Origin of the sequence: Iodobacter sp. BJB302 (assembly GCF_002735645.1) — a bacterium.
Classification (GTDB): Bacteria; Pseudomonadota; Gammaproteobacteria; order Burkholderiales; family Chitinibacteraceae; genus Iodobacter.
This window is the reverse complement of the sequence record NZ_PDZG01000003.1, coordinates 81,497-98,308: the sequence shown is the minus strand read 5'-3', so window position 1 is coordinate 98,308 and position 16,812 is coordinate 81,497. Positions and strand designations below refer to the sequence as shown.

General features: G+C 37.5%; 14 protein-coding genes. 2 read left to right on the top strand and 12 right to left on the bottom strand.

Annotated features, from left to right (window positions below; all coding sequences use genetic code 11):
- Window positions 1-19: 19 nt before the first annotated feature.
- Together CSQ88_RS01875 and CSQ88_RS01870 are read left to right on the top strand one after the other, a co-directional pair.
- Window positions 20-1,042 (top strand): glycosyltransferase family 4 protein, encoded by a 1,023-nt coding sequence (locus CSQ88_RS01875; RefSeq protein WP_099396423.1) that lies wholly within the window; start codon window positions 20-22, stop codon window positions 1,040-1,042.
- On the top strand, window positions 1,043-3,469 hold the full coding sequence (locus CSQ88_RS01870; protein WP_099396422.1) for a glycosyltransferase family 4 protein: 2,427 nt from the start codon (window positions 1,043-1,045) through the stop codon (window positions 3,467-3,469).
- Here the strand turns inward: CSQ88_RS01870 and CSQ88_RS01865 are convergent.
- The 12 genes from CSQ88_RS01865 to CSQ88_RS01810 form a co-directional block, all read right to left on the bottom strand.
- Window positions 3,466-4,563: a glycosyltransferase gene (locus CSQ88_RS01865; protein ID WP_099396421.1), complete on the bottom strand. Its 1,098-nt coding sequence runs from the start codon at window positions 4,561-4,563 to the stop codon at window positions 3,466-3,468. The genes CSQ88_RS01870 and CSQ88_RS01865 overlap by 4 nt on opposite strands.
- 33 nt (window positions 4,564-4,596) lie before the next feature.
- On the bottom strand, window positions 4,597-5,709 hold the full coding sequence (locus CSQ88_RS01860; RefSeq protein ID WP_099396420.1) for a glycosyltransferase: 1,113 nt from the start codon (window positions 5,707-5,709) through the stop codon (window positions 4,597-4,599).
- A gap of 62 nt (window positions 5,710-5,771) precedes the next feature.
- The gene (locus CSQ88_RS01855; RefSeq protein ID WP_099396419.1) at window positions 5,772-6,683 is read right to left on the bottom strand and encodes a glycosyltransferase family 2 protein; all 912 of its coding nucleotides are present in this window, start codon (window positions 6,681-6,683) and stop codon (window positions 5,772-5,774) included.
- Entirely contained in the window at window positions 6,680-7,831 is a 1,152-nt protein-coding gene (locus CSQ88_RS01850; protein WP_099396418.1) for a hypothetical protein, read from the bottom strand. The genes CSQ88_RS01855 and CSQ88_RS01850 overlap by 4 nt, the downstream gene beginning before the upstream one ends.
- A gap of 78 nt (window positions 7,832-7,909) precedes the next feature.
- Complete coding sequence (locus tag CSQ88_RS01845) at window positions 7,910-8,848, bottom strand: glycosyltransferase (RefSeq protein ID WP_099396417.1); 939 nt, start codon at window positions 8,846-8,848, stop codon at window positions 7,910-7,912.
- Between the two features lie 15 nt (window positions 8,849-8,863).
- Complete coding sequence (locus CSQ88_RS01840) at window positions 8,864-10,048, bottom strand: TDP-N-acetylfucosamine:lipid II N-acetylfucosaminyltransferase (RefSeq protein WP_099396416.1); 1,185 nt, start codon at window positions 10,046-10,048, stop codon at window positions 8,864-8,866.
- Complete coding sequence (locus tag CSQ88_RS22665; protein ID WP_143449382.1) at window positions 10,038-11,534, bottom strand: oligosaccharide flippase family protein; 1,497 nt, start codon at window positions 11,532-11,534, stop codon at window positions 10,038-10,040. Before CSQ88_RS22665 ends, CSQ88_RS01840 begins: the two co-directional genes overlap by 11 nt.
- A gap of 143 nt (window positions 11,535-11,677) precedes the next feature.
- Complete coding sequence (locus CSQ88_RS01830) at window positions 11,678-12,343, bottom strand: acetyltransferase (protein WP_099396414.1); 666 nt, start codon at window positions 12,341-12,343, stop codon at window positions 11,678-11,680.
- A 30-nt stretch (window positions 12,344-12,373) separates the two neighbouring features.
- Window positions 12,374-13,585: an acyl-CoA reductase gene (locus CSQ88_RS01825; protein ID WP_180273494.1), complete on the bottom strand. Its 1,212-nt coding sequence runs from the start codon at window positions 13,583-13,585 to the stop codon at window positions 12,374-12,376.
- 13 nt (window positions 13,586-13,598) lie between these two features.
- Window positions 13,599-14,684 carry an acyl-protein synthetase gene (locus CSQ88_RS01820; protein WP_099396412.1) on the bottom strand — a complete coding sequence of 362 codons (1,086 nt, stop codon included), beginning with the start codon at window positions 14,682-14,684 and terminating at the stop codon, window positions 13,599-13,601.
- 8 nt (window positions 14,685-14,692) lie between these two features.
- Window positions 14,693-16,069 carry an AMP-binding protein gene (locus CSQ88_RS01815; RefSeq protein ID WP_099396411.1) on the bottom strand — a complete coding sequence of 459 codons (1,377 nt, stop codon included), beginning with the start codon at window positions 16,067-16,069 and terminating at the stop codon, window positions 14,693-14,695.
- Window positions 16,066-16,812: an SDR family NAD(P)-dependent oxidoreductase gene (locus CSQ88_RS01810; protein ID WP_099396410.1), complete on the bottom strand. Its 747-nt coding sequence runs from the start codon at window positions 16,810-16,812 to the stop codon at window positions 16,066-16,068. Before CSQ88_RS01810 ends, CSQ88_RS01815 begins: the two co-directional genes overlap by 4 nt.

The following is a 16,812-nucleotide window of genomic DNA, read 5'->3' as shown; positions in this document are numbered from 1 at the left end:
CAGCCGCAAGGAGTATTCAATGCGCGTAATGCTTGCTGCAAATATAACCCCGTTTTTGCATGGCGGTGCTGATTACCATATCCAAGGCACAGCAAATGCATTAGCTGCAGCAGGCTGCCATGTAGAAATACTCAGGCTGCCTTTTACCTTTACACCAGAACAATCCATTCTGGATTTAATGCAATGGTGCAAAAAATTAGATTTAAATCAGCCCAATGGCTATCGGATTGACCGGCTGATCAGCCTGCAATTTCCATGTTATGGCATACAGCATAATAAGCACACCGCCTGGATTATGCATCAGCACAGGGCCGTGTATGAGTTATATGAAGAAAACAAAACCGCTTCAGCGCATTTTAAATATGCAGTCGGGCAGTTTGATCAGGAATCATTAAAACAATGCCATCAGCTTTTTGCTAATTCCAAACGCGTGGCAGAGCGGCTTTATCAATATAATGATTTAAATGCCAGCGCACTTTACCATCCGCCTCCTGCATATCAGGCTTTTCATCCAGCTGAAAATCTGGGCTATATTTTTTGCCCCAGCCGGATTGAAACACTAAAGCGCCAAGATTTATTAATCAAAGCACTTGCACTGGCTCCCAAATCTTTACCCATTGTAATTGCAGGTGCTGGCGGGCAATCAGAATCGTTAAAACAATTAATTAATCAGCTGGGTTTAAATGAAAAAGTGAGAATGCTGGGGGCAATCAGTGAAGCACAAAAAATAGCCTATTACGCCCACTGTAGCGCTGTTTTCTTTGCACCATTTGATGAAGACTATGGCTATATCACCCACGAGGCCATGCTCTCCGGCAAGCCGGTTATCAGCTGCACAGATTCAGGCGGCCCTTTAGAATTTATTGAGCATGAGCATACAGGCTGGATTATTCCGCCCTCGCCAGAAAGCATTGCCACAGTATTAAACTGGATCAGCCAATATCCCAATAAAGCAGAAGCAATGGGCAAGGCAGCAAAAGCAGCATGGCCCAAATTTGGAATAAGCTGGGATAAGGTAGTCAGCCAATTATTGGAGACCTAATTGAAAGTTGCGATTATTGCACCCAGCGGAGTACCCTTTATTTGGGGCGGCGCAGAAAACATCTGGAAAGGCCTGTGGCTAACATTAAATCAGCAGGAAAACATGACGGCAGAGCTGATTAAATTGCCCAGCCCGGAGCATGATTTTTGGGCCATTATTCAAAGTTATCAGAACTTTGCTGAGCTGGATCTCAATCATTTTGATTTAGTCATCAGCACTAAATACCCGGCATGGATGGTTTCCCATCCCCGGCATATTCTGTTTATGCAGCATACACTGCGCGGCTTATACGATACTTATCCCACACATTTAACAAAAAATATTGACCATTTAGCACAAAAATTGCCTGCCCTATACCGCCTGCTAAGTATAAAAAAACCAGGCAGAACCCATCTTGCCGAATGCTTTGCAGAATTAAAACGTATTAAAGAATTGCAAATACTAAGCCAGCAAGATATTGCTCTGCCCGGCCCGCTATTACGTGCGATTATTCATTTTTTTGATGCTGTCGCCTTAGCTCCAGAGCAAATTCTTCGTTATACAGCGATTGCCCATGAAGTTGCTAATCGCAAAGAATATTTTCCTGAAGGCATTAAACCTGATGTACTTTACCATCCAAGCTCATTGCCCCAGGCTGGCGTTATAGGCAATGTACACATCCCTCCGGCCATTTTTACCGCCAGCCGCCTTGATGCACCCAAGCGAATTGATCTGCTGATTAAAGCCTATTGCAAATCAGGAGTTAAAACGCCTTTAAGAATTGCAGGCACAGGCCCACAAAGCAATGAATTACAAAAACTGATTCCCCCCGATGCTGCAATAACCCTGCTTGGGCATATATCCGAGCAGCAATTAGCACAAGAATATGCCAATGCACTTTTTGTGCCTTTTATTCCCGAGCACGAAGACTTTGGCCTGATTAGCTATGAGGCCATGATTGCAGGCAAAGCGGTATTAAGCTGCACAGATAGCGGAGGCGCAACAGAATTAATCAGGCATATGGAAAACGGCCTGATTATAAAACCAGATTGTGATGAGATAGCAAAAGCAATTAAACAACTCTGCGATAATCCATCACTTAGCTATCAGCTTGGCCAGCAAGCATATAACACGGTAAAAGATATAAACTGGCCTGCATTAGTAAAAGAGCTTCTAAATAAAAACGCACAATATCTGCCCAGAATACTGGTGCTGAATACCTACCCCATCTACCCCGTTGTCAGTGGCGGGCAGGCACGGCTTTATCATCTGTATTCAGAGCTATCAATGCTTGGCTATTCGGTAGAAATACTTAACTTAGACTTCAATACCAAAGTCATTAAAAATAGAAACTTAAATGAGAACTTTGTTGAAGTCTTAATACCGGTAGGCGATGAATTTAGAAAAAAATTAAGCACAGAAGAAAAAAGATTAAATATATCCTGCGTTGATTGGCTGGCAGCCGCACATCCTGAGTTATTACCAGAATGGCAAGCCGAGATTAAACGCCGCGCCCCATGGGCCAGCCTGGTGATCTGCAGCCATCCTTATGCATATCCGGCAATGATACAGGCTGGCGTGAAGCAATGGCTCTATGAAGCACATAATGTAGAAGCCGACCTTAAAGCGCAAATATATCAGCAGCACCCTAATGAAGCGCAAAAAATCAAAGAATTAGAATCCCAATGCGCCATGGGCGCACAGCATATTATTTGCTGCAGCAATGAAGACAGCCTGCGTATGCAAGCCCTGTATCAAATCCCTGATCATCAGTTCAGCATCATTGCCAATGGCGCTGACACCCAAAATATTAAGTACCTGGATCAGGCTGGCCGCAAAGAAATACGCATACAAATGGGGCTGGAACCCACAAATAATATATCGCTCTTTATGGGCAGCAATCACGGCCCCAATATAGAAGCAGCAGAACAAATCCTGATCGCAGCAGAGCAAAATTTATCACTGCAATATATTATTCTGGGCAGCGTAGCAGATGCTTTTAAGAAAAAAAACATCCCGGAAAATGTACGATTTTTAGGTGTAGTCAGCCAGGCAGAAAAACAACTCTGGCTTAAAATTGCCTCGATTGCATTAAACCCAATGCTAAATGGATCCGGATCAAACTTAAAACTAATTGAATATGCAGCAGCCGGCCTGCCAATTATCAGTACAGAATTTGGCGTGAGGGGAACGAGATTTGAGGCGGGGGTGCATTATTTTAATGCAAAAAATCTTACTGGCACAATAAAAAACACGCTAAAACTATCAGAGAGCCAATTAGATCAAATAACAAGAAAAACTGCAGGATATATAAAAAATGAACTATGCTGGCAAAGTTTGGCAGAAAAATACCACAAAGAAATTAAAAATGGCATGCACAAGGTAAAAAACAAAGAGGAAAGCATCTTGCCTTCCTCCCCTCTTCCAATATCAAGCTTGCTATACTAGCTGTCTTTGTTAATGACCATCCATTGTGGAATTTTAAAATTAACAATCATTTTATACAGCAAAATATAACTGGCAATAAACAACAAAACAAAACCTAATAATATATATGGGCTTTCCCAAAAAACAACGGCTGGAATAGCTGCAAAAGATGATAACGCCCATAAATAAGGTGCAGTTAACGCATTGCGCTGAACTTTATAACGCGCCACATCTTCACCTAATTGCAAACGCACTACGCGCCTGTAAATCAGCGTATGCAAATGAATGCCATCCGGCAGGCCAGGTGAAACACCCTTCACAAATTTACGACGATAAATAGTAAATAGCGTTTCAAATACCGGATAAATACAGAGCAAAAATGGAAACCAGATAGAAACATTAGGATGCCGCGCCATTAACAAGACCGACAACTCTGCAATCATAAAGCCTACAAAATAAGCCCCGCCATCCCCCAAAAAGATTAAACCCCGTGGGTAATTCCAGAGCAAAAACCCCAAACAAGCACCAATCATGCCCATATTGGCAATCACTAAAAACCAGTCATTTAAAGCAAAAGAAACATAGCCCAGACCAGCAAAAATCATCATCGCCACAACTGCAGATAAGCCATTAAAACCATCAATAATATTAAAAGCATTTGCCACGCCCGCCACTGCAAACATGGTAAAAAACAATGAAACAACAGTAAACTGCATAATCAGATCAATATAAGGCACATCTAAACGAACAATTCCCGCGCCCAATAGAAAATACCCTAATAATGCCGCCTGCATGGTTAAGCCCAGCCGCATTAACACCCCTACCTTTTTAGTCAAATCCTCAATTAATCCACCTAAAAAAGCAGGTAAACTAGCCACAATCAACAAAGCAAAAGAATTAAACCACTGCGTCTCTTTAATCGCCCCCGCCAATAAAACCGCCAGCATCCCCATCATGATAGAAAGCCCACCAATCCGCGGCACAGAATGCGCATGAAACTTCTGCACCCCGCCTAAATCATGATCACCGGAGATATGGCTGTGCAAGTGATCAAAACGGATCACAAGCATGGTGACAATGACAGAGGCGAGGAATGCCAATACAAGATAAAGCATACATTTGCCTATAAATTAACTTTGATAGAAAAATCAAACAATTTCATTGTAAAGTTCAATTGTTAAGTCGACCATTTTGTCAGATGTAAAATTTTCCAAATAACGATTTCGAGCATTAAGAGATAAGTTTTTTATCAAAGACTTATCACTTACTATTTTAATGATAGCAGTCGCTAATGCTTCAGGGTCCATAATGGCGACGTTAAATCCAGTTTCACCATCAACATTTACCCATGGTGCGCCTGACCCTTCAATATTAGTAGTAATACATGGAAGTGAAAATGCCATAGCTTCAAGTAATACAACACCAAAAGATTCCGCTTTAGTAATTGAGCTCAAACAAAAAACATCTGCAATTTGAAAATAGAAACTCAAATCAGTACTAAAGTGGGGAATTTCACCTAATAGTACAACCTTCTCAGTCAATTTATTATCAGTAATAATTTTACTTAAATCGTCATACAGAGGCCCAATACCACCAATCAAAATCACAAAATCATTTGGTAAATATTTAGCAGCTTCAACAAGATATTTAAATCCCTTTTGAAAGGTTAGTCGCCCAAGTCCAAAAACTATTTTTTTTCCCTCATATGGATTGGGCTTGATAATAGTAGTAGCAGGCAATGGGTCAGAGATCCCAATTGGAATAACATGTGTTTTATTTAGATATGGAGCTAGCCATACAGATGAGTTCATATAAACTGGTGATGTTGCAATAATTGCGTCAGCACGTCCCAATAACCAATTTTGCAAAGGTAAATACAATTTCAGTAATTTTTTTTGCTTAACAATATCATTGTGCCAGTGAATAACTATTTTACACTTTGGGCGAACGAACCAAATAGCTAAACTAGCCATAGGATCAGGTAAATGGACGTGCAATATATCATACTGAGAAATAGACTTTGCCAGCATCGAAATCATAGAAGGTGATATAGATGTTGAAAACAACTTTCCCCAAGAACTAGATCTTGATATCTGATAACCAAGAGTAGCAGTAAGAGAAGTAGATTTTCTAATAGTATTAGAACATAAGACATCTGTTTTAATACCGTGAATATTCAAGCCTTCAGTAATATTAAACATAACCGATTCGATACCTCCAACAACTGGAGGGTAAAATTTTCCAAATTGTAAAACTTTCACGCTGCATCACCCCTAGGTAAATAATCCACAAAATATAATAAGATACATTTTTTAATAAATGATCACTTATTAAAAGGACCAAACCTACCTAATATTCCATCAACTAAACCTTTATACCAGTATTGTATAAAAGTCATTTTTTCAGACGTTTGTAATAATCCGATAAAAAAACGAATAAAATTAAATATAAGCTCCCTAATTTTGTATCCCAATGGTACATAATTTTTCCTTAACATCATGAAACTATTTCTAATCAAATAATATCGACGTATAGAACTATGAACCGATATTGTACGACCCAATACTGAAATTCGCTTATCTCCAACGGTATGAGCCATTCTCGCATTTTTTGTAATAAAAACTGATAAACCCATTGATTTAGCGCGTAAACACCATTCAACATCAATGTAATCAACAAATAGTTCTTCACACATTAAACCAATTTTGTCTAGAACATCCATCCGAATCATGCAGCCAGAGGCAATAATAAAAGTAGCCTCTAGATAATCTTCTTTTTCAAAACTAACACGTTTAATGAAAGGGCCTCGGTAAACCGTGGCAGGATAATCAATGCCTGTTGTCGGGTCATAAAAAGAGGGACCAATGGCCGCAACAGCAACTCCTTGTGCCAATAGCGTTTTCTCACATTCAAGCAGGCCATTAATAAAATTATTTTCAAGCAGACTATCTTGATCAAACAAAACAATGTGCGATGCATGTTTTTCTTTAGCTTTATTTATCCCAATATTTTGAGCAGCAGCAAGCCCAACATTCTGGGTTAATTTTATAAATTCAATTTTATTTAAAGAATCAAATCTATTTATCGAACTTCCAATTAAATGTGAGTTACTTGAACCATTATCAATGATGAATATATAGTCTAATTGAAAAATAGATGATTCTAGTTGCTGCATGAGAAGATCAACATCAGGGTTGTATGTTATTACAACGCCATAAACAAAATTATTTTTCATTCGCAACCTTTAGGCAATTTTGTTAGTCCAAGAATAATTGCCGCACAAGAAAAAGCAATCCACATATCAACCCCCATAAGGTATTGCTCAGCAAAAATTATGAATATAAGAGGGTAATATGAAAAAACCCTTAAAAATAAAAAACCATTTCCTGTAAATGCATTAATAATTCCATGAGTAACACCAACTACCGCCCCAAATACAACAACACCATAAGTATTATTCCACATATGCCAAGTAGCCAAACCCGTATAGACATTACCTAGCCACTCACCTGTTTTGACCCAACCATCAGCAAGGGTAACATCTGCTGCCATTAGCTTACTACTTGCAAGAACATTAAATTTATTCAATGTAATAGCGACAACATCACCTCTCAGTATAAAATCACCATCCAATATGCTTTGAAAGGCTGCAAGACCACCAAGAGTATATCCAAGTAGGGTAAAACACAACGATCCAAACAATGACCTATCAGAGCCACCAGCAATTTTGCCTTGCAACAAATGAACAATTGAGAACAATAAAAAACCAGCAGATACAAAAATAAATACTTTTTTATAATTCAATCTAAAATCTTTTTTATAAAATCCAGAAACATACAACATACTAAGTACTATAAAAATTTTTGATGTAGAAACCACTGCCAGCAACCATAATATGGTTGCAAAGTATTTAGATTTTTTTTTATCATAAAAAGACGCATATAAATATGCCGCTGCACACAAAGGAAATGAAATACCAACCCGTAAAGAAAGCCCATCTTCTAACAATGCAGCTCTAAAAATTTTCATGCTTCCAACATCATACAAATAAGTAAAAAACAAAAATAAACTATAAAATGATGTAATAAAACATAATGAATATAAAACATTAACAGAAAAATATTTTTTAAACGTAAAAATATCAAAAATACAAAAAACTTTAAAAGTCGCTAAATATGTAATCACAAGCGTGATGAAAAACAAAATAAAAATATAATCAAACCTAGGGGAGAAACTAACAAAAACACTGTCATTAACCCAGTAAAGCAAAAGAACTAAAAACCATTGCAGTGAAATTAACTTCAAAAAGGATGTGTTAACTTTACTATGAAAGTAAATACCATATAGTAGCAAACACACTGATAATGATGGAATAGCTTGCATTATACCGCCCTAAGGTAACTCAGCATAATATCTACTGGAAAGCACCTTATTTTCAATAAATTTTATCGACATAAAAAATTACCGCCCACGGGAATATAGAAAAATTAATTCTTTCTTAAGAAAGAATTTATTCATTATCAATTTAGCCCCTTTTTTTGCCGCGATAAAGAACGACACCACCAGCATAAAATAATTAAGATGGCTTCTAAATTTTGAATACCACTCTTGAACAATACTAATTTTATGACACTTAATAGAACTAAGAATTACCTCTGAAAGAATAGAAGCTAAAATTCTATTTTTGCCCTTAACATTTCCCACAGATAAAATTGAGTCAGTATATAAAATTCTAATTTTATTCGGAACAGTTCTAACTAAAGAATATAATGACCCCAACCTATAGCAAGAATTTACTTCATTCACAAAACCAATATCACCTAGCATGGCAAAGCCAAGATGTATTCGATAGTCAATATATTCTGAAGGCATATCCAAAACGACCTTCGCATCATTCAATCGATATAATAAAGTACTATGGTGCAAGAAATTACCACACTCCAGCAAATAATTTAAATCAAAAATCTCAGGTATTTTATTATTGAAAAAACCAAAATGAGCTTTCTTCTCTGTTACTACTAAAGAATTATTGAATACTGCCTTAATAGTCTCTTTGCATTTTAAAACTTTAATTTGTGCTGACAGCTTCCCAGGAAGCCAATAATCATCACCATCTAAATGAGCAACAAACTCACCGCTTGCTTGCTGAACCAAGAATTTTATATTATTCCCTGAGCCAATATTTTTTTCATGCCTGAAGTAAGTAATCCGCCCTGGATACTTAAGAAGTATCCCTCTAATAACTTGTTCAGTAGCATCAGTAGAGCAGTCATCGCCCACAAGAATTTCAATATCACCATCAATATCTTGCGACAGCACACTCATTAAACAGTCTGAAATATAATTTTCATGGTTATAAACAAAAATGCATACACTAACTTTGTATTGATAATTATTCATTTTATTCCATGATATTTAAATTGTACTTAATGTTGTCTTTTCTAGTAACTCAACCAAGCTGCTTACATTTTCTTTTACTTTTTCTTCGCCCCAAAAACTTTTTAAAACAGTTCTGTTTTGCTCAATTTCTCTGAAAGTCAACCGTGAAAACATGCATGCAGACAACTCTCGATTTAAGTCAAAAACATGTGCACTTTTTTGTTTAAAAAACTTATACACCACATTGTTACTCTGAAGAAAAACTTTAGCTCCTGAATATAACGCAGTACCAATATTGCCCAATGCCTGCTGGTTTCTTTGATTCATAATTACGACAGAACACGTAGCAATAATTTTATTGTATTCTGACAGAGGTATAAAATCGAGCAAGGGAACAAAGTTATTTCCAAAATACTTCATACCAAGTTTTACTACCTCATCCCTATAATTAAAATCACCATAGCTAAGAGGCACAATTATTTTTCTATCACCCAAATCCAAACTACTTAGCAAGCGAAACACTTCTGCATGATTATTACTGACCATAGCAGAATTACCAACAAGAATATTATCTTCTAAGATTGCAGCAGGCCCTGTAGCAAAAGCTTGCTCATAGCTTCCATAATTCAATTGTACATACTTTGCTTTAAATCTGTCCCGTCCCAGAGCTAACACAAGTAAGTCATATTCTTGTGGAATTGGAGCAGAAAAGTAATTAATTCTTGGTAAAATTTTATCCAGTGTATTATCTGGTACAAACCTATTTTTGAGTTTTCTATAAAACAATCCCGGTTGTAACATTAATGAGAAAATAAATTTAACTCTCATTAATTTATTTTTCCTTAGCAATTTATTCGTTTCTTGCGTGATGAAATATCTGTCATCACCAACTAAAAACCTAACATAATCCCCGCCCCAACCACTCCAAACTATCACAGTATTAGCTGCAGCATTCTGCACGAGTTTAGCCCCGAGTGGAGTCATATTGTGAATAATTATACATGTACACCATGCCATATCCTCAATAAACTCAAGCGAATGAACATAACTATCATCAATAATACGATCAGCTTTAATCAAACCATCCGAACTAGCCCCGCCTAAACCGTCTTTAATCATGATGTATTTATTTGTACATTTTTCATTACGATTAAAAACATCCATAATAAAAGGCACGAATACCCGATTATCATGGATCAAATGTAGAATTTTAACGGCCATATTTATTTCTCAGTAAATTTACAATTTTCCAACTAATTTTTGGTGTCACAAGAATGCATGCAAATGTTGTGGCCATTGAAACAAATACCAGCCAAGAAAAAAGCACATATCTATTATCAGATATCAAATTAATACTTGATAATCCATATAATGTAATTGCTCCTGCAGCCCAAATTTTAAGTATATTCAGAGGCCAGGACCATACCAAAGAAGTTGCATATTTTTTATGAACGAAAGGAATCCATACAAACATAAAGACTAAATTGCAAATAAGCCACGCCAAACCCGTACCTACCGCCCCATACGTTGGGGCAACAAAATACAATAGAGGCAACCATACAATGGTTAGTAAAATATTACCTTTAATATGTAAACTTAAGTTTCCAAGCGCAAACTGAAAAAGAAATGGAAGCGCAGCCATTCCCATTACACCACTACTTAGCGCATACCATAACAATATTGGAGCAACATTTTGTGCGGTATTGGAATTACCAGTCCAAGCAAATATAAGAGTTTCTGAAAAAATGGCAATTGTCCCTGCAATTGCGCACATTAAAATTGCTGATAACTGAGACATTAATATATAGAATTTTTTAAATTCATCTTTTGATTTTTTTTCAATGAGAATAATAAATCTAGGCTGAATAGCCTGCTGTAAAGGTGCGCTAACCATACTAATAGCACCTGTTACTGTTAGTGCAAGTGTAAGATATCCAAAATCCTGTAAATTAATATAATGAGAAAGTAACAATCTATCTGTCTGTGATAACACGACCCAAAGTACAGCAACAAATGCCAATGAACCAGCATTCGAAGAAATACTTTTTAGAGATTCCCACTGTGGAAGAAGTTTTATTGGACTTGAAGGTATTGCTTTGTATAAAAAAAACCGAAACAATATACATTCAAAAACAGAAACTATTAGCTGGTAAATAAAAAAAGCATAGGGAGTCGGAGAGATGTAATGCAAGACAAAAAACACCCCTATAGACCTTGCAGTTGCTGCAATAGCTGTTAAATTATTCAATAAAATTTGATTTTCTAACCCCATCAGCCCACCTCGATATAAAGTAATAAACCATCGAGTTCCGGCAATCATCCCCATTATAATAATACAGGATACAACTTGATTAACACTTATCGTATGCACATTCAACCAAGAATTTGCAATCCATGAACTACATCGATAAATAGCAACTGTGACAAAAAATGAAATTATTAAAAAAACCCATTCTAAACAACGTAATAAGTTAAGAATGGATAGGGCACTTACACTTCCTGCTCTAAACCTTGATAATTCACGCGATAATGCAGGTGACAACCCCATATCAAGAAGTTGAAACCATGCAAGGAGCATAGCAAAAAAACCAACTAAACCATATGCCTCTGCCCCAAGATACTTTATATAAAAAGGGACCATAATAATCCCAATTGCTGATACATATATCTGAGACAAATAACCTGTGATTAAATTATGCTTTAACATTAAAAATCCGATTTCATTACAACTAAATAACTACACATAATTTAGCAAACTTTTTATAAAAGAGAACTATTTATAATCTAAAAACAATCCATTAATGTCTTTTAATTATATATTCTTTATTAAGAAACCAATTTATTAATAAACTACACCCTTATATTAAGCACTTTATAATCACCACGAGATGTGATCATTTTTTTATTTTCTGTATTGCTCCTCACTCCTGTATTTGTATCAACAATACAATCATCACCAATAGAAACTCTCGGATAAATTGTGGCTCTTGTTCCCAAGAAACACGCGGAGCCTATTTTTGCATCTCCGTTTAATGCAGCATAAGGTGATAAAACTGAATAGGCACCAACAAAGGCACCATGCCCTACACTGCAATGTACATTCAATACAGAGCCTTTATCTAAAATTGCATTACGGTTAACAATACTAAAAGGGCAAACAACCACACCACGATTTAACTTTGCAGCTGGTGACAAAACTGCTGATGAGTGATAATAAGCAGGGGTTTTTACTTGGTTGGCCCAAAGCTTCTCTAAAACAATTCGTCTGCCCTTTGCACTTCCAAGTGCCACAATCACAATCTGCCCTGGCTCAGGCTTAAAATCACCAATAGTGCCTAAACAAGGCAAATCAATACCCTCGGGGATTTTTCCTCCAGGTGTATCATCAATAAAACCTGCAATAGCAGGCCCACCATTTTTTATTTCTTCATTGATATAATCAAATATCTCTAAGCCAAACCCTCCTGCTCCTGCGATCACTACTGAAAAAATTGGGTCTTCGCTAATAAATGGCATTCTGATTCTTCTTTTAAATAATATATAATTTTATGAAATTGTAATTTCACGCAAAAATACCCGCGTAAGATCAAAGCCATCCCAAACGGTAGCAAAATTTAAGGCTTGCCCAAATGGGACAATTCTATCAATACCAACTAATGGTGCTTCAAGTACAAAACCTCTCATTTCATCTTTAGTCCAGCCACAATAGCTAACCGTCTGGATTGTACGAGATAAGAGTCCTTTTATTTCAGCAAGCGACGACAACTGACTCTCAAAAAATAGCCCTGCCCCACAGTGGTAATTAATATGTAAAGCTGGGGTATCCAGCCAAACTCTTACCAAATTATTTGCAGTTCCAGTATCAATTCTTACGCTACTATCAATTGCAAGACTATCAGCAGCCATTCGCTTATTTACATAATCAGCATCAGAAAATCGTGTCTGTTTTTTAGCAAGTAAAGCATCGAGCCGTGACCAAAAATCTTTAGCTGCTTTCTGAACAAACTCTACTTCGCCAACCCACAACACCAGCCGTGGAGATGAGCAGCCCATTTGATCAAACCAATACGCATCATTCCAAAACTCGTTTACTTCCGCATCACGCTTCCCTTCATTATGGGTCAGCCAACGTTCAGCATGAATAAGTGCAATTGAATACTTATTTGAAAATGCAATATCCATTGCTGCAGCGGGAATAGGTATTGCTCTAATCTGCTCCACAGTGCTATTTCCGCCCCAAATAACCCTTACATCACAAACAGCGCTAAAATCAGCTGTAATCAAATTATCGGCAGGGTAGCGTACTAATAAGGTGCGCTTAGCAATATCCTGATGTTTTAAATTTTCCAGTAAATCTGATATTAAATCAGTAAGCACTATCGCTTGTTCAGTGCGTTTGCTGGATAAGCGAACAATATTCCGACAGCCACTGAGCATAGCCAAAAACCATGAGTAAACAAATATTGTGTCTACATTTGATGGTGCAACGTGAAATACAGTACCTCTCGGTACATACAATCTGTCGCCAATTTCTTTGTAAAAGCTTTCTGCCAGGCGAGTTAGATTCGCTTTACGCATCCAAAATGCAAGAGCCATTAATTCGGGGTGCTTCCGCGCGGAAGCAGATTGCATAATTGATGATGAGAGCGCATCAATAAAATCTAAGGTCTGTTGTGCAAATGGCTTTAATGGCGCCACTACACTCAGATCATCCAGAGAAGGGGATGCAGAAACTAAATTTTCATATTGTTGTTTCATATTCGTTTTGTGCTTATTGTTGAGTATGTGTATCACTGCATCCGCGCACTTCTGCTTTTGCGATGCGTCCATGGACACGGAAAGAATTTCCCTTTCGGCCACATGGACAGTCATCAATTCCTATCATTTCGCCAACATCCTCAGTAAGTAAACTATGCCCTGGATAGCTCGTTGGCAGGACTGAGACAACTTGAATTAGCCCTGCTTGTCCAATAGGTAATACAGACCAGTTATGCGCATCTCTTATGAGTACATCAGCAAATACAGGGGCATGTAAACGCCCGTGCTCACACTCCATAAAAATAGATCCGACCTGCTCCACCATTCCATAGAAATTATGTACCGAATGAATACCGAACTGTTGAGCTAAAGTCTGCTTAAACATTTCATTACTTACCGCTTCATCTTGCAGTTTTTTCCAGCCACCACTGTGAATTAATACTGCATCTTCGAATACAGGTCTTAAAGGATCATCTTTTAGTGCTTCACAAAAATACTTCCACACCATAAAAGTAAAGCCGAAAATAAAAATACGTTTGCCTTTATGTTTTTCTGCAAATGCTCGTATTAGCTCCAAATCAGGAGCCATGCTGTCATCTTTCAAAGCATAAGTATGATCACGGCCAAAAGTTGATAGCCCCAATATTCCCGCGCCTCTGGCAGAAAAAGTTTGGCGATTTCGAATCACACCAGGGTGATCCAAAATTAACATTGGAAGACGATCTTTCCCCAAAAAATCTTGAATAATTTTCACTAAAGCTTTCGTTTGTGCAGCAGATGTCTGGCGGTCTAAAACTATTCTTGAAACTTTTTGCGAAGTGGTACCAGATGATGTTAATACTTTAAATACATCTTCTTTTACTACAGAAGCTAACTCATAATCTTTAAATAGGCGAACAGGCAAAAATGGAATTTGCTCCAGCTTTTCTATCGCATTTAAACCGAATTGGTGCGCACTTAAAATTCTTTTATACTCTTCACAATGATTTTTATGGTGTTCAGTTAGCCCACAAAGAGCCTGCGTGAGTAGCTCTGATTTTTTAGCCTGTGGTAAACCATATACAGGCAAATCAAAATAACTATGTAAATTATTAAGCATATTAGCGTTCATTTTTGTAACTTAAGTTGTTCAAGCAAATCAGCATATCTGACCTTCCCTGCTGATGACAAAGGAAAATCATCAACTTTAAATAAATGAATAGCCGATGGATGAAAGTGATATCGCTGAGCAATACTAGTCTTTAAATCTAATAAGTTACAATTACTCCGCACTGCAATCATAAGTCCATCATCTTCACCGGTAACTACAACATCATAACCTTCAGAATGCAACTGAGCTTCAACTTCATCCAAACCGATACGATTACCAAAAACTTTAATAAATCTTTTTAACCTGCCAGCAATAAAGTAGTAGCCATCTTCGTCACGCCAAGCTAAATCACCTGTAGCTAAAAATCCATTCTGCGTATCAGGCTCAGAAAGCGAATAAATGTCAGTAGCATAGCCCATCATTACATTTTCACCGCAATAGCAAAGCTCACCCTTAACATGGCTATTGTCAATTACATTCCCAGCTTCATCAATCAATGACAAGACACCTCCCGGAATTGCAATTCCAATAGAAGATTTTTTTTCACCTAATAATTCAAATGGCACAAAAGAAATACGTGCAGTTGCTTCTGTTTGGCCATACATCACGAAAAATCGACGCCCTGTATTAACAGCATAATGATTAAACCATTCAACCAGATCTGGGGATAAACGCCCTCCAGCCTGAGTGAAATGAGTTAACGACGGTAAATCCATACGTTCAAAACGTAATTGCTTTAACATTTTATATGTCGCAGGAACCCCGGAAAAACTGGTCGCGGCATGTTCTTTAAAAAAGCACCAAAAATGCTTAGATGTTACTGGCTCACCAGTAACAAGCAGCGTTGCGCCAACCACTAAGTGGCTATTTATTACAGATAGCCCATATGAATAGTGTATAGGTAATACTGTAATTGGGCGTTCATCAGCAGTAATTCCAAGATACTCGGCAATCGATACTGCATTTGAATGCAAATTTTGATTTGAAAGCTTTACTAATTTTTGTGAACCAGTACTGCCAGATGTAGATAATAGCAATGCTACATCCGGATGCACGTCAATTGATTTCACTTCCGGCCGAACAAGCCAGTGGTGACCTAAACAAATATAAGTAATCCCATAGTGGGAATATAGTGCTTCTTTTAGCGAAACATCTAACTTTCCATCTACTAGCAATGCAGGAATCCCTGCACGCAAAGCCCCCAAATACGCTGCAATTTTAACCAGCGAATTATCACACTCAATAGCAACCAGAGCAGGAGCAACAGGTGCAGAGTTACTCGTAAATATCGAATCTGACAGCGCCGCTAATTCGGTATAACTTAATTTTTCTCCCTGATCAGAAACGAGTGCAATCCGATCCCCAAAATGCTCCAACTCTGTCGCAAAATTCAAATCAACATTCCTCCATCAACTCCAATCGTTTGCCCAGTTACATATGAGGCAAGATCTGACGCTAAGAAAAGGGCAACTTGCGCGACCTCTTCAGCAGATCCAATACGCCCCATTGCAATAGAATCCAATCTTTCCTGATATTTACTTTCACCAATTGAGCGAGCCATATCAGTATCAATAAACCCAGGAGCGATTGCATTTACCCGTATATTTTGAGCAGCAAGTTCTTTAGATAAAGATTTTGTAACACCAATCACTGCAGATTTACTAGCCGCGTACACCGTTTGCCCTATGTTTCCATTAGTGCCAATAATAGATGCAAGATTAATTATGCTCCCCCTTTTGTTGCGGGCCATTAAACGACTTGCATATTGAGCACAATAAATAACACCGAATGTATTTGTTTCAAAAGTGTGCTGCAATTGTGATGGAGTAACCATCCCAATTAGTGCATCGTCCAAAATACCTGCATTAGATACTAAAATATCCAGTCGCTTAGTTTGTTTGAAAATTTGTTGAAAAGCATTGCGCACGCTATCCGCATTTGTAACATCCATTTCAATAACACTAACTTTAGCTTCTGGAAAGGAAACTAATATCTTATCCTTTGCTAAAGTGAGGGCGTTCATATTACGCCCCGTCATAAAAACATGAGCACCTTGCATCGCAAATAAATAACTTACAGCAAAGCCTATGCCTTTAGCTGCACCTGTAACAAGCGCAATATTATTTTGTAATAGCAT

Bases quoted from the DNA above. Each gene is read 5' to 3' on its own strand.
- CSQ88_RS01875 (WP_099396423.1), top strand. From the start codon at position 20: ATGCGCGTAATGCTTGCTGCAAATATAACCCCGTTTTTGCATGGCGGT.
- CSQ88_RS01865 (WP_099396421.1), bottom strand. From the start codon at position 4,563: ATGCTTTATCTTGTATTGGCATTCCTCGCCTCTGTCATTGTCACCATG.
- CSQ88_RS01855 (WP_099396419.1), bottom strand. From the start codon at position 6,683: ATGAAAAATAATTTTGTTTATGGCGTTGTAATAACATACAACCCTGAT.
- CSQ88_RS01850 (WP_099396418.1), bottom strand. From the start codon at position 7,831: ATGCAAGCTATTCCATCATTATCAGTGTGTTTGCTACTATATGGTATT.
- CSQ88_RS01845 (WP_099396417.1), bottom strand. From the start codon at position 8,848: ATGAATAATTATCAATACAAAGTTAGTGTATGCATTTTTGTTTATAAC.
- CSQ88_RS01840 (WP_099396416.1), bottom strand. From the start codon at position 10,048: ATGGCCGTTAAAATTCTACATTTGATCCATGATAATCGGGTATTCGTG.
- CSQ88_RS22665 (WP_143449382.1), bottom strand. From the start codon at position 11,534: ATGTTAAAGCATAATTTAATCACAGGTTATTTGTCTCAGATATATGTA.
- CSQ88_RS01830 (WP_099396414.1), bottom strand. From the start codon at position 12,343: ATGCCATTTATTAGCGAAGACCCAATTTTTTCAGTAGTGATCGCAGGA.
- CSQ88_RS01825 (WP_180273494.1), bottom strand. From the start codon at position 13,585: ATGAAACAACAATATGAAAATTTAGTTTCTGCATCCCCTTCTCTGGAT.
- CSQ88_RS01820 (WP_099396412.1), bottom strand. From the start codon at position 14,684: ATGCTTAATAATTTACATAGTTATTTTGATTTGCCTGTATATGGTTTA.
- CSQ88_RS01810 (WP_099396410.1), bottom strand. From the start codon at position 16,812: ATGCTATTACAAAATAATATTGCGCTTGTTACAGGTGCAGCTAAAGGC.